General features: G+C 39.8%; 12 protein-coding genes. 7 read left to right on the top strand and 5 right to left on the bottom strand.

What is annotated here, in order from left to right; translation table 11 throughout:
- Positions 1-158 precede the first annotated feature (158 nt).
- The 4 genes from tilS (at position 159) to bluB (ending at position 3,977) form a co-directional block, all read left to right on the top strand.
- Positions 159-1,412 carry a tRNA lysidine(34) synthetase TilS gene (gene tilS / locus PQO01_RS17690; protein ID WP_274315497.1) on the top strand — a complete coding sequence of 418 codons (1,254 nt, stop codon included), beginning with the start codon at positions 159-161 and terminating at the stop codon, positions 1,410-1,412.
- On the top strand, positions 1,399-2,424 hold the full coding sequence (locus PQO01_RS17685; protein WP_274315496.1) for an epoxyqueuosine reductase: 1,026 nt from the start codon (positions 1,399-1,401) through the stop codon (positions 2,422-2,424). The genes tilS and PQO01_RS17685 overlap by 14 nt, the downstream gene beginning before the upstream one ends.
- 269 nt (positions 2,425-2,693) lie before the next feature.
- On the top strand, positions 2,694-3,299 hold the full coding sequence (gene cobO / locus PQO01_RS17680) for a cob(I)yrinic acid a,c-diamide adenosyltransferase (RefSeq protein ID WP_274315495.1): 606 nt from the start codon (positions 2,694-2,696) through the stop codon (positions 3,297-3,299).
- A gap of 39 nt (positions 3,300-3,338) precedes the next feature.
- Positions 3,339-3,977 (top strand): 5,6-dimethylbenzimidazole synthase, encoded by a 639-nt coding sequence (bluB, locus tag PQO01_RS17675; RefSeq protein ID WP_274315494.1) that lies wholly within the window; start codon positions 3,339-3,341, stop codon positions 3,975-3,977.
- Positions 3,978-4,051: 74 nt separating this feature from the next.
- On the opposite strand, the gene PQO01_RS17670 is transcribed toward bluB, so the two are convergent.
- Positions 4,052-4,534, bottom strand: coding sequence for a DUF1552 domain-containing protein (locus PQO01_RS17670; protein WP_274316151.1), 483 nt, complete (start codon positions 4,532-4,534; stop codon positions 4,052-4,054).
- Between the two features lie 111 nt (positions 4,535-4,645).
- Here PQO01_RS17670 and PQO01_RS17665 point away from each other — a divergent pair, with 111 nt between their 5' ends.
- A complete protein-coding gene (locus tag PQO01_RS17665) occupies positions 4,646-6,115 on the top strand; it encodes an IS5 family transposase (RefSeq protein WP_274312788.1) in 1,470 nt (489 codons plus the stop codon).
- Here PQO01_RS17665 and PQO01_RS17660 read toward each other — a convergent pair.
- Both PQO01_RS17660 and PQO01_RS17655 read right to left on the bottom strand, forming a co-directional pair.
- Positions 6,109-6,978 (bottom strand): DUF1552 domain-containing protein, encoded by an 870-nt coding sequence (locus tag PQO01_RS17660; RefSeq protein ID WP_274315493.1) that lies wholly within the window; start codon positions 6,976-6,978, stop codon positions 6,109-6,111. The genes PQO01_RS17665 and PQO01_RS17660 overlap by 7 nt on opposite strands.
- A gap of 9 nt (positions 6,979-6,987) precedes the next feature.
- Positions 6,988-10,782: a DUF1592 domain-containing protein gene (locus PQO01_RS17655; RefSeq protein WP_274315492.1), complete on the bottom strand. Its 3,795-nt coding sequence runs from the start codon at positions 10,780-10,782 to the stop codon at positions 6,988-6,990.
- Positions 10,783-10,990: 208 nt separating this feature from the next.
- Between PQO01_RS17655 and PQO01_RS17650 the strand changes: the two genes are divergently transcribed.
- Together PQO01_RS17650 and PQO01_RS17645 are read left to right on the top strand one after the other, a co-directional pair.
- Complete coding sequence (locus tag PQO01_RS17650) at positions 10,991-11,731, top strand: dienelactone hydrolase family protein (protein WP_274315491.1); 741 nt, start codon at positions 10,991-10,993, stop codon at positions 11,729-11,731.
- A 1-nt stretch (position 11,732) separates the two neighbouring features.
- Entirely contained in the window at positions 11,733-12,590 is an 858-nt protein-coding gene (locus PQO01_RS17645) for a hypothetical protein (protein ID WP_274315490.1), read from the top strand.
- On the opposite strand, the gene PQO01_RS17640 is transcribed toward PQO01_RS17645, so the two are convergent.
- Both PQO01_RS17640 and asd read right to left on the bottom strand, forming a co-directional pair.
- Positions 12,587-13,027: a DUF2059 domain-containing protein gene (locus tag PQO01_RS17640; protein ID WP_274315489.1), complete on the bottom strand. Its 441-nt coding sequence runs from the start codon at positions 13,025-13,027 to the stop codon at positions 12,587-12,589. The genes PQO01_RS17645 and PQO01_RS17640 overlap by 4 nt on opposite strands.
- Before the next feature lie 82 nt (positions 13,028-13,109).
- Positions 13,110-13,976 (bottom strand): archaetidylserine decarboxylase, encoded by an 867-nt coding sequence (asd, locus tag PQO01_RS17635; protein WP_274315488.1) that lies wholly within the window; start codon positions 13,974-13,976, stop codon positions 13,110-13,112.
- Positions 13,977-14,123 lie beyond the last annotated feature (147 nt).

Below are 14,123 nucleotides of genomic sequence, written 5' to 3'. Positions count from 1 at the left end.
CTCTTATGGTTTTTTTCCAGTCCTTTTACAGATAAAGTGCCAAGCAAGTTAAATGTTTATTTGAATAAAGTATACAGCTTCACAATATTACATCTATCTCGACTACGAACTTGACCAAGATGAAAATTGCGCCAGTTTTCACAAAAGGAAAATGATTAATGATTAAAAATGAATTCACAAAAGACGGCAAGCGTTTGATTCTGTTTAGTGGAGGCGCAGATAGTATGGCTTTGCTTCACTGTATGCAATCGATTAATCAAGTGGATTTGGTACTTCATTTTAATCATCATTTACGAGCTGAAGAATCAGACAAAGATGAACAGTTTTGCCGAGAATATTGTGAGCTCAATAAGCTTCCTTTAGAAGTCGTTCATTTAGATTTAGAATCGGCGCGTCAAGCCAATGAAGGTGATGAGCAATTAGCTCGGCGATTACGCTTGGCTTATCTTGAAAAAAATTACGCGTCATGGAATATTTATTTAGCACATCATCAGGATGATGTCCAGGAAAGCTTTTTCATGCGGGCGATGAGGGGAGCTAATAGTAGTGGTCTTTGCGCACTTCGCCCAGAGCGTCAAGTAGGCGAGCTTAAACTTATAAGACCTTTGTTAGATTATTCACGTGAGCAATTGCGTCAATATTTAAAAGAGAACAACTTATCTTGGCGTGAAGATTCGAGTAATCATGATGCAGATTATTGTGACCGTAATTTTATTCGTCATGAACTGATGCCGAAATTATCGATCTTAGGAAAAGGCTTAAGCCATACTTTAGATCACCTTGCAGAGGAGAATGATTACCTTCAAGAATCTGCAAAACACGAGTTATCGAAAGGATTTACAGTGGAGAATTATACTCGTTGTCATAAAGCTTTAAAGCCAAGAGTTGTTCGCTTGTTTTTTGAAGAGAGTGGAATCCCATATGTACCAACCCAAGCGAGTTTGAAACGCTTGGCTAAAGAATGTTTGAATTTACCCGAGTCTTATAAAGATATTCCCATGGGGGAAGGACAAGAACTAAGAATGTGGAATGATGGTGAAATTTCTCTACCTCCCCAGAAATTAGAGTTGCTTTGGAAGTGGCAAGAACATGACTCTATTGAATTTGCCGGGTACCGTTTTTTTATAGGCGCATCGAATTCTGATGAAAGTTTTGCTCTTGAGCAAATGCCTTCTGAATTACTTTTGCGAATGCCGCAACAAGGCGATAAAATTCAGCCCTTTGGAAAAAATAAAAAAGTATTATTGAGTAAGCTTTTTTCCGATGCAAAATTAAGCCAACAAGAACGCTGTAGTTTTCCCGTGCTTTGTGCAGGAGAGGAAATTATTTATTTGCCGGGGATTCGTCGAGCAGAATTCGCTAGACTTGCAGAAGGTCATGCACAAATGAGAATTGGCTATGAACGAATTTGACCTGAAGAAAATTGCAATTGAAAGTGGTGCACTCTCGGTGGCTTGTATAGATTTGAGTGATCCAGACTTTATTAAAGCACTCGAACAGCATGGAGAAGAACAAGCAAATTGGTTAGCGCAGGGTTTTGGTGCTGACATGGATTATTTGCAAAGAATGTTAAAAGACAAAGTTGATTTACAAGAAACTTTTCCAGGAGCAAAATCGGCAGTAGTGATCACCTTCACAAACAAATGGGGGATGCCAGAAGCAGAGCATCCTTTTCCTGCAGTCGCAGAAGATGCTTTAGTAGGCTACATATCGGGCTATGCCAAGGAGCAGGATTACCACCGTACGGGGCATGGAGTTTTGACATCGATTCATAATGGTTTACAAGCTCAATTAGGTGAATTCGAGGCCTTTGCAGCAGTTGATACAAAGCCAGTTTTTGAGCGTTTTCTCGCAGCTTACGCGGGCTTGGGGATTATTGGACCCAATGATTTACTACGCACACCAGAACGTGATGTAAGAGTATTTATAGGAACCTTATTTTGTACCGAAAAAATTATCGAACTGCGACTTAAACCGGAATTTGCTTTCCCCTGCCATTTTTGTAGAGCGTGTGAAAAACGTGGCTGCCCAACGGGTGCCATAAAAGAAGGGCAAGAGTTTGATTCACGTTTGTGTATTTCTTATTTAACCATCGAAAAGAAGGGCTTGCTCAATAGTGAGCAACGTGACTTGATGGAAGACTGGCTCTTTGGTTGTGATTGGTGTTCAGTCGTTTGCCCACCCAAAGAAAAAGAAGATAATCGCATTGCCGTCGATTTAGAGTGGTTAATGAAATCTAGTGCTGGTGAAATTCGCCGATTGATAAAGGGAAGTGCAGTTGAATATGCGGGAGTCCAGAAGCTTCGACGCAATGCAATAGCTATTTTACGAAAATCACAAGACCCACGGGCTCAAGAGCTTTTGGAATGGTGTGCGGATAATATGCAAAGCAATTTACTCTTGCAGCAAATTACTTGTGATTGATGAAGTTTATTTATCTTGTGAGATAAGTGTGAAATAGTCTTCATAAATTTTGCTTTCTAGTGGGGACTCACGTATGTTTATGTATGGGCTGCTGACCCGGTTCCACAGCCGTATTTCATTCCAAGGTCAGCGGCTCGTTTCATTTCTCCCCAAAACAATTAAGAAAAAGCAAAGACTCATTCTTTTGCATTGCGAAATTATTTGTATGCAGTGTTAAATGGTATAGATAATTTAGATAATAATTAACTTAAGCAAAAGTGTGGATATCTATGAGTGATTCAAACCATAAAGAAGAAATGAAAAAGCTCCAAAAAGAGCAAAGAGAAAAAGTTAAAGCTAAATACATTGATCGTGGCATTCTTGTTGTCAACACGGGGGATGGAAAGGGGAAATCTACCGCAGCTTTTGGTACTGCTGTGAGAGCCGTGGGTCATGGTTACAAAGTTGCCGTCGTGCAATTTATTAAAGGAAACTGGTCAACGGGTGAGCAAAAGATTTTTGAACACTTTGATGAAATCACTCACATTGTGTCGGGTGATGGTTTTACTTGGGATACACAAGATAAAAGCAAGGATATCGAGAGCGCAGAAAGTGGCTGGAAGAAAGTCTGTGAATTAATTGAAGAATGTCGCGAAAGTTCTAAATATCATTTAATCGTTTTAGATGAGCTTAATATTGCGCTTTCCTATGGTTATTTAGCAGTAGATAAAGTAGTGGAAGTTCTTAAAAATAAGCCGGAGAAACTCAATATCATGGTAACGGGTAGAGGTGCGCCAGAAGAGTTGATAGCCATAGCCGATACAGTGACTGAAATGAAACCAATTAAGCATGCTTTTGATAATGGCATTCAAGCACAGAGAGGCATAGAGTTTTGAGCTTAAAGCTCTATGTGCCCCCTATGAGTGAGTCGAAATATGAGTTTTAGAGAGGTCGAAAAAGAATCATTCTATCGCTTACTGGAAGCTAGACGTGATGTCCGGAGTGGATTTTTGGATAAAGAAATTCCAGAAAAGATCCTGAAACGAATTTTGAGTGCGGCTCATCACGCCCCTTCAGTTGGTTTTTTACAGCCTTGGGATTTTCTCATTATTCGTTCTGATGAGATTAAGCAAAAAATTAAAAGTAACTTTTTGGCAGTCAAAGAGCGTGAAGCTCAGTTTTTCACTGGAGAGATGAAAAAACTCTATGAGCAATTAAAGCTGGAAGGAATCCTAGAAGCTCCGATAAATCTCTGTGTGACTTGCGATTTAAAAAGAGATGAAAGCAATCAATTAGGTCGTTCTGAACAAAATCAAATGGATGTGTATAGTACTGTTTGTGCCATACAAAATATGTGGTTGGCGGCACGAGTCGAAGGCATCGGCATGGGCTGGGTGAGCATTTTAGAAGAAAGCCATATACGTGAAGTACTTAAACTTCCAGAATCACGCAAGCTCATTGGCTATTTTTGTCTAGGTTATGTGGATGAATTTAAAAATCAGCCCGAGCTTGAAAGTAAAGGCTGGAACAAACGCTTAGATTTGGATGATATCATTCGTTATGATACCTGGTAAGTCATTATAAATCATCAATGACAACAAAAAAGGGCTAAGTATATTAGCCCTTTTTTAGTCAATAGTTTTTAAGTTTAGCCAAAGATTTCTGTTAGCGTACCATTGCTGTCGCCAAAGGAATCGACCTTAATGCCAAGAGCTTTCAGAATGGAGTAATGCATATTATTCATGGGAAGCTTATCTTCATAGTTGATGTAAGAACCGTGTTTAAGGCCCATGTTTTTACCACCAGCTAAAATGAGTGGGAGATTCTTGAAGTTATGGGTCGAACTACAGCCACTACCGTAAAGTAGGATGGTGTTGTCGAGTGCAGTACCATTGCCTTCTTGAATGTTCTCTAGGCGATTCATGAAGTAGGCGAGACGAGAATTGAGAAATTGGTCATAGCGTGACCAGTTCAAATATCCACCTTCGCTATTACCACTATGGGATAGGCCATGATGACCGCCCATTTCAAAGAGGATAGAAGGGAAGGTGTCAGCAATTCCCATGCCGTCTTCTCTAGTCATCATAAAGGTCGCCGTACGCGTCAGGTCGGCCTCAAAAGCAAGACTAATTAGGGCTCACTTATTAAGTCATATATTACTTATAGTCAATGAGATAAGTGGTAATTATGCTATATTACATGCAAACAAAACCCCTCAAAACAATCATTAGGTTTGCATAAGATGTATAAAAATACGGGCACAGAGCCCAAAATGGCCAATCTACCTTATTTTCTAGACGGAACACTCAATATCAATAATCGCTGGGTCAAGCTAGCGGCAACAATACCATGGAAAGATGTAGAAGAAATTTATGCACTAAATTTCACCAGCCATACTGGGCCCAAAGCTCTACCTGCAAGAACTGCATTTGGTTCCCTGATCATTCAAGTAAAGCTGAGTTTAACTGATGAAGAAACTGTAGAAATGATTTCTGAAAACCCCTACCTTCAATATTTCTTGGGGTTTGAAAGATATAAGCAGGAATCACCTTTTGATCCGAGTATGATGACTCATTTTCGAAAGCGTTTTGGAGCTCAGGATATTAAAGATATTGATGATTTATTACATAAAACAACACGTCCAAAAGAAGAAGACTCCGATAAGGATTCAGACAATGATCCTCCGTCAAATAAGGGTGCTTTAATTGTTGACGCTAGTTGTGTCCCTGCTGATATTCACTATCCAACAGATCTTGGTTTACTAAACAAAGCCCGCGAAAAAACTGAAGAAATCATCGATATTCTTTGGCGTCATCGCTTTAATACCGAAGATAAGGTCAAGCCTCGGACTTATCGTGAAGACGGCAGAAAAATCTTTTTAAGTGTTGTCCTAAAAAAACGTGTATCGAAAAAGAAAAGGCGTGAAGTGATTAATAGACAACTTCATTGTGTAAGGAGGAACCTCGCTAGTATAAATGAACTCAAAAAGCATGCCGATCTGGGGCTATTGAAACCTAGTTTATACCGCGAACTACTGGTGATCGGGACACTTTATCAACAACAGCAATACATGTATGATAATAAAGTAACAAGTGTTGATGATCGCATTGTAAGTATTCACCAACCACATATTCGTCCCATTGTTCGCGGGAAAGCTGGAGCTCATACAGAGTTCGGAGCTAAAATATCTATCAGTGTCGTCGATGGCTGGACCTTTGTCGATACGATTAGTTTTGATTCTTATAATGAAGGAACCGAACTAATTTCACAAGTTGAAAAATATAAAGAGCGTTTCGGTTATTATCCCGAATCAGCACATGCTGATAAAATCTACCGAACTAAAGAAAATCGAGCGTATTGTAAAAAACACGGAATAAGGATAAGTGGACCCAGTCTTGGAAGACCTCCCAAAGATGCGATTTTACGTGAAGAACAAAAGGAAATACAACGCCAGGATGAAGCTATAAGAAATGAAGTAGAGGGCTGTTTTGGTGTAGCCAAAAGACGCTATAAACTCGATCGAATCTTTACGAAAACTAGGACTTCATCCGAAACACTTATTGCTTTAGTATTCATGGTGATGAACTTGGATAAGGCTTTAGCCTTTTTGTCACTTTTCGGCCAGTATTATAAGCAGCTATTCGCGCACGTTTATTGTTTTATAAGTCTCATTAACGAGAATGAGCATTTCAAAAGGCGAGTAATTCAGTAAGCCCTAATTAGATCAAACATAGTTTCGAAGTATTTGTCTGGCTGAATATTCATATCCACATCGAGATTGAGGTGACTACTATCCACATCTTTAATTGGTGTGTCCAACCATTTCGAACTACGCTTTACATTATCCTCTATCTCACTAACAGAAGTCAGGTATTGATCGAGTTTTTCACGATCGTTCTTACCTAATTTTTTATTTAGCTCACGCGCATTATCAAGAACCATATCTACGACTTTTGCTTCGTAATCAAGTTCTTGGCGTTGAGATTCAATTGAGCCGGTACCTTGCTTGAAAAGACGTTCAAAGACTCTTTTTGGATCGTTCTCTGAGGTTATGGGACGACCATTGCGGTCAAAAGCAATGGTGCCAATACGAGATTTAAAGCCAACGCCCCCATCACATGAGATGTTGAGGTAGGGGAAACGCGTTTTGGAACGGAATTCTGCGGCGGCCACTTGGTCGGCAGAAATCGTATTTTTATATTCTGATCCACCTAAATTCGCACCCGTCATCCAGATGTCACTGCAAACATGGATGTCGGCCAAAGCAGCATTGGGATGGTGTAAACCACCGACAATCGACATTTTTTTGCGGTAAGGAGCAAGTGGCTTTAGAGGTTCAGTCATGACGTAGTCTGAGCCCGTCTTATGTGGGAACCAATGCCAATCTTTGTGAATGGGGTTACTCTCGGGGGGAAGGCTGACGCCATTACCAAAGTACATGTGGCAGGAGCGACGAATATTATTTTGTTCCTTTAAAGCTTCTTCGCCCATAGCTTCGAGGCAGGGAAGTGCGAGCGAGGCACCTAAGCCTTTGAGAAAAGTTCTGCGGGGTAACTTCCAAGTTGAGTTTTTCATAATGACTCCTTAAAACTTTAGGAACAGATCACTGTTCACAATTGATTCAATTATAGCGTGTATTTTGTAGTCTGATGATTGCGCATCTTTCATGATGGTTTTGATTTCATCATCATCGGCAAATGAGAGTGAACGGCCAATAGCGTATGAACTCAAGTAGCGAACTAAAGAACGAGTTACGAGTTCACTTTTATCATTTATTAAGTATTTTTTGAGCTCTTCGAGACCGTTGACTTCGGTGCCATCAGGGAAGGTTGTGTCGGCAGATACGACTTTTGAAGGAGCTTTCCAGCGACCTGTGGTGTCGTAGTGTTCGAAAGGCAGTCCCCAAGGGTCGATTTTCATATGACAATCGCGGCAGGCAGCTTTATCACGGTGGAGCTGTAATTGCTCTTTGATAGTGAGTTTAGCTAACTCGGGATCTTCTTCGTCTAGCTCAGGTACATTGGGTGGCGGTTTGGGGGGAGGAGAATCCACAATTTTCTTCGCCAACCATACGCCACGTTTAATAGGGCTAGAGTGAGTACCCGTAGAGAGTGCTGTGAGTAAGCCACCATTAGTTAGGATGCCTCCTCTATGATCTTGAGTTTGTACCGGAGTGGCGGTAAAGCCCAAGCTATTAACAGGCGGTAAATTATAAAACTGGGCTAAACGCCAATCGACGACAGCAAAATCGGAATCAATGAGTTTCATGATGCTGTAATTTTCTTTTAAGACGTGATGGAAAAAAGAATAGGTTTCTTTTTTGAAACTATTCTTAATGTCTTGGTTGTAGCCATTAGAATGATTTGTATCTACAACGACTCGCTCTAGGCGTTCAACATCTAACCATTGACTCGAGAAGTTTTTAGAAAAATCAAAACTTTTTGGATCATTGATCATGCGTTTGATATGAACTTTAATATCTCTGTGTAAAGTTCCCTTTGTGGCAGCTGCAAAAAGCTCTTCATCGGGCATGGTATTCCACAGGAAATAAGATAGGCGAGAGGCGAGCTCATACTCAGTCAGCTTTTTATTTCGAGTTCCTTCAGGTTCGTTTATATAGAGGAACTGTGGAGAACTAAGAGCAATGGCCAAAGTTTCTTTAATACTTTCTTGAAGATTCTTTTTATACTGATGAATCACAGTCCAGAATTGATGATGACGCTTGAGTTCCTCATCACTGATGGCACGACGATAAACTTTTGGGAGGAAGTTCGCAAGGATTTCACGTGCATAGACACTTTCATTTTGACTATTTTTTGATTCAATAAAAATGTTTTTATACTCACGACTGGGCCAGGTCTGGTAAGCTTGGCTTTCAAACTCAATGGAGTGAATCACCAAGTCAGTATTTCTACCTTGGTTCCAAGGTGTATTCCAAAAACCAATATGGAGTAAATTCGCGAGGTAGTTTTTATTGCTAGGATCATAAGCGGGAAGGGGATAGTCTTCCATGTATGTTGTGAATTCGTAGACTTGTGGAGCATCAAGTGATGCATTTACCTTTTGAATTTGATTAACAGGACGGAATTCTTGGCCATCATCACGACGGTTGCCAATGAAGGGGCGCAAGTAGGCGTACTGTGAGTCATGGTAGTTATTAAAAGCTTGGATAAGCTTTGTATCGCTAAGTTTATTGAGAATGGCATCAGATACGGGTATATCTTCTTTAGAAGCTATGTGTAGGTGGTGGTGACCTTTACTTAGTTTGATTAAGCCAGATGTGTAGATGTTTTGTTCGGGCTTATAATTGAAGTTAACATTTTTAATTGCCGCACTGTCTATGTGAATACTAAGACCGCTTTTTGGTTTTTCACTAAGTTTAAGTTCCAATTGATAGATACCCTCTTGATCTAAAGTGAAGCTTTTATTCATAGTGTGATGCATGGGCTTAGGAGCTTGATATTCACTATCTTTGATGGGGCGCGCTTTGGGGCTAGCAAAAGCTAGGGAACCATTAGAGAACTTACCTGATTTATCATTGAATTTGGCTAAGGGAGTTTTCTTAAACGCCATGGCAATTTCTTTTGATTTCTTTGTGGCTTTCTTAAGGTCTTTAACTTTATTGTCATTTGCTTTCAAAGCAGTTAAAATAAAGTGACCAAAGGCAGCTTTCTTTTTTGAGGTGATTTGTAGACTTACTTCACCCTTATCGAGTTTAGCGATAGCCAAGGGGACAATGAGCTTTTGTGCGCCTTTCTGAACTTTTATATTTTGTAACAAGGTTTTTCCTATACGCAAATTAATAGGGCCTTCAACTTCTCTCAATAATTGAGCATCTAATTGATAGGTGCCTGCAGTTTCAATATTGATTTTAGATTCAAGAATAAATTGCGGTTTCTCCAAATTTGTATTTGGAGGGTAAGAAGGGACACAGTTTAAATTAGGTAAAATCTTCGTGGTATTTTTAAGCTGTTTTTTCTTGTCATCGAAACTCGAGATCGGCTTCAAGTTAGTGTCTTTCAAGAAAGTTGAATTGGGACCCATGGAAGCCGTGACTCGAAGTGTAATTGGACCGGAACGTGGAAAATCACGTAGGACGAGTTTCATGTGACCACTGGGCCCTCTACCACCAGCTTTACCGAACTGTAAATCTCCACGAGGATTCAAGGTTAAACCTTGTTTGATGACTTTGCCATTATGACCACGCATTTCAGGATAAACAGCATGGTGTAAGCCCTTGAATTCAACATCGCCTTTTACGGTACTATTTCCTTTGTAACCTTCATTAAATACATAATCATCTTTAATTTTTCTATGTTTAAATGGGTACTTGTGACTTGGAGAGGGTTCACTAACTTTATATTGATGAGTCGGTAATAGTTGACCACCGGGACCCATAGTTAATTTTTCACGATGCGAAGGATTACTTTCACTTCCAAAATCAATTTTAAATTTCATGATTTCGGGTTTGTCTTCATTTGGGATGACTTTACTGAGCGCATTGCGAGAAATGTCTAGATAGTATTCCATTTGGAGAGTTGATACGTCTAGAGTCTCGCCATTATTTTTAAAGCCTTCAGGTGAGAAGGCATCCTCAGGAAGATCACGAGCAAAATTGAAGTCGACTCCCAATAGATCCTTGAGGGTATTATTATATTGATCATTGTTAAGACGGCGCATGACAGTACTGATTTGCCCCTTGCGAACTTCTTTAGCTTTTTGGAGTTCGGCAGTAAGAGTCTCAATTAAAGTTTTGCGCTCATCATCATTGAGCTGGTCAGATTTTTTGGGAGGCATTTCACCTAGGTTGATAATGTCGAGTACTTCATACCATCTTTGAGCATGAATACCATAGACGAGGTCTTGGTCCATATCATCTATACGGAAGTCGCCTTTTTGCTTATCTTCATTGTGACATTCAATACAATACTTATTGATAATCGGGACTAAATGTTTAAATGGTTCGGTTTTAGCTTCCATTTTTGCGATATCCGCACGAGTCTCACTCTTATCTTCTAGTTCAAGCCCCTTGGGCCATTTTGCACCTTCACTTATCCATTTTTTCATGAGCTCGACTTCGTCCTTACTCAAGGGCTCACCTTTACCGGGAGGAGGCATGAGATCATCGTCGTCGTGATCGAGGCTAATAAGGTCAATTAAATAACTGTCTTCTACTTTGCCAGCTTCGACTACATCACCTTCCATCATAAACTTATGCTTATGTAGTCTGAGTTTACCCTTGTTTTTTTCAGGGCCATGGCAGCTGACACAGCTCTTTTCTAAGATGGGTTTGATTTGACTAGAGAAGTCGATGGGCTTCGCAAAGAGCCCCAAAGAACTTAGTAAAGTGAGTGAAAGGGTGAAGTTTTTTATCCGCAAAATATTAGATCCTTTTAAGTTGTAACGATATCGTCTTTAGAATGATTACGTCCAAGAACTACTAATGATTAACAGCAAAAATCATAATAATTAATACTTTTCAAATTTTTTTTGTTGAGATTTATTTTTCCTTGCTCATTTCATGAGATGTATTGAGTTCGAAAAAAGACTTTTTATAGTAGGGAGAATTTAAAAACAAAGGTTTAATATGACAATCAAAGAAGAAGTAGTACTTGTGCCTACGGCCACAGTTCCAATGCGCACGGTAGTTTATCGCCCACAAGAAGATGGCGATTACCCAGCGATTATTTTGTATTCAGAGATTTTTCAGTTAACAGGTCCAATTTTGCGATCAGCACAAATGATGGCTGGACACGGTTTTGTGGTGGCATGCCCAGAGGTGTACTACGATAATTTAGAGGCAGGTACTGTTTTAGCGTACGATGATGCAGGCAAAGAAGTAGGTAATGACCTAAAGTGGGATACACCAATAGAGAGTTTTGATAGGGGCGCCCAGGCACTTATAAAATTTTTACAGGCTCAAAATTACTGCACGGGAAAAATTGGAACAATGGGCTTTTGCTTAGGCGGCCACTTAGCTTTTAGAGCCGCGCTCGAAAAAGAAGTTGATGCTTGTGCTATTTTCTATGGGACTGACATTCATACAGGTACACTTGGTACAGGTAAAAACTGCGATACTTTTGATCGTATTGGTAATTTAGGCTGTGAAGCAATGATGGTTTGGGGACGTCAGGATCCACATGTTCCTAAAGAAGGTCGTCAACTTATATACAATAAAATGTGTGATGAATCGGTGAGCTTTACTTGGCATGAATTTAATGCCGTACACGCATTTATGCGTGATGAGGGCGAGCGTTATAATCCACAGTTAGCACGTCAATGTTATGGTATGGCAGTTGATTTGTTTAACCGTAATTTAAAAGCTTAAAATGATCACTTTAGCCAATCAAAATTTCACGGTAGAAATTTTAGATCCCTCTTCAGACCATGAGCTTTTAGGTGCTCGTTATTGCCGCGGAGGGCAAATTTTTCAAGTTAAAGATCGCGAAGGACGAGATTTATTTTCTGGACCCACTTACCCAGAAGCCTATAATGCTTTTGATTCTCAGGGACTTCCCGACGCTTTTAATTCGTACCCTAATTTTAGCAATGCTCAATTAGGTGATGAGATTTTTGTTATTGGGGTAGGGCGCGTTAAGTATAACAAGGCTATTGAAACTTTTTTTGCTTGTGATAATCGAGAAGTTGCTAAAGCAGTTCAGTGGAAGGTGACTCAAGAAGGGCAAAAACTGACTTTCAAATGCGATGATTCCTATCAAGGCTTTGCCTATCATCTAGAAAAAATACTAGAACTTAAAGAGAATTCTATTGAGCAAAAATTTAACTTGCTGAATACGGGTGAGCATGAATTGCCCGTGTCGTGGTTCGCCCACCCCTTTTTCTTTCATAGAGATGATTTAGTTTTTGGCGACCTTCCTGTAGAACAGAATAGTAATCCTTTGTATTTCCGCAATGAACGGAATGAAATCACAATAAGAATCCCTCAAAATTTTGATGAAGTCAGAGATCAAACTTTTGTCATGGGGCAAGCGATTCAAAATGAAGAGAATTTACATGTGCCTGTGAAGCATAAATTGTTGGATGATTTTTCCATTGATTGCCACTTTTCAGTAGCGCAGTTCCCGCTTTGGTACAACGAGAAAACAATAAGTCCCGAACCATTTTTGATTCAGGACTTAGCGGTTTCAGAAAAACTGAATTGGGCAATAAACTATAATTTAGCTTAGAATGAAAAACCAGGTAGTGATTTTTTCAGAGCATCACTACCACTTTTCATTAAAGTGTCTTTAAGACCAGACTTCCAATCCGAAATCACCGCAACTGATTTTTCTAAGATCTCCGGTTGTGATTCAACAAAACCTTTACCAATGGGACTTTTGAAGAATTTAATCATCGACTTTAAATCATTCTCAGTCACATATTCTTTGTAGATGGGAGTGAGGTCTTGATTGAGCTTAGCAATTTGCTCTCCCAGTACCTTGGTGTATTTCGAGTCTGTTGTGGATACACCAAATTTAGTGGCTAAGTCACCCGCTAATTTTTTGTGCGTTGCAGTAACGCCAGAGGCTTCAAGAAACTCTGATAGAGTAGATGTGTAAGAGTCTGCCGCATTGAGGGTGAAAAAAAATGAAGAAAAGAGAAGTAAAGTAAGTAGGCGTTTCATGCTTAGTCCTGGGGATTAATTGGTTTCTTGAAAGATAAAAGCGAAGAGGAAATAAATCAATGATAGATTTTAATGATGTGTTCTAATTACTAGGTTTATTACTTTTTATATTGGGATCAAGGAAAGTTCCTAGATCTTCACCCATGCGCACGGCATCACCTGCTTGGAGCTTTTCGTTAACCTTAAACGAGCCTTTTTCAAAGAGCATCACAACCGTTGAGCCCATGGCAAAGTAGCCGAGTTCATCACCTTTAGTAACTTCTATAGGGCTTTCAAAAGTTTTTGCCATCGCTAGGCCCTTGTTAGATTCGGCTTTGTGGTAGGCAAGTTTAATCTTGCCGACAACCGTCGCCCCAACTTTTACAATAGCTGATTTTTGACCGAATTTATTCTCAATATAAGTAGTGATTCGTTCATTGATTGGGAAAAGGTTGCGCACATTATTAACCGCAAAAACATTAACGGGGAAAAGGCGTCCTGGAATCACGCGCATTTTTTGGATCAAGCCAGTCGCGTAATGATGCATGCGGTGATAATCAGTTGGTGCGAGGTAAATGGTCATGTAGTAACCATCTTGGTAGGCTTCTGCCTCTAAAGTGGAACCAATGAGATGATTGAGTTGATAGTCGAGGCCTTTGGCCTGGATCATAGAACCATTGACGATATCTCCCATTTGAGCAATTTTGCCATCAACAGGGCTGACGACATTCGACGGGTCATCTAATTTGTGAATGGGACGCACACCCGCTTTGAGGTGACGAGTGAAAAATTGATTGAGAGTTGGGTAATCAGAGATATCTTTCTCAGCTTCATCAAGATTGATTTTATAGCGTTTGGCAAACCATGGTACAAAGGCTTTGCTAATGCTTAAATTAGCTAGAAAGCCTATGAATCGACTCAGTAGGTTTTTGGGTAATAAATTGAGTAAAGTCAGTAAAGTGCGGTCCATTTGTTAAACTCCCTAATCTTTTGTGGATCATGTGCGAACTCTGAATGGCATTATCTATATCATCAGTTAAGTTATTTCCCAATTTTTCAATATAGATTTAAGCAGGTTATTTATGGGCTTTTGGACAAATCTTAGCCATTTTTTAAC

It is taken from the genome of Lentisphaera marina (assembly GCF_028745505.1).
Classification (GTDB): Bacteria; Verrucomicrobiota; Lentisphaeria; order Lentisphaerales; family Lentisphaeraceae; genus Lentisphaera; species Lentisphaera marina.
This window is presented reverse-complemented; position numbering and strand designations above follow the sequence as displayed.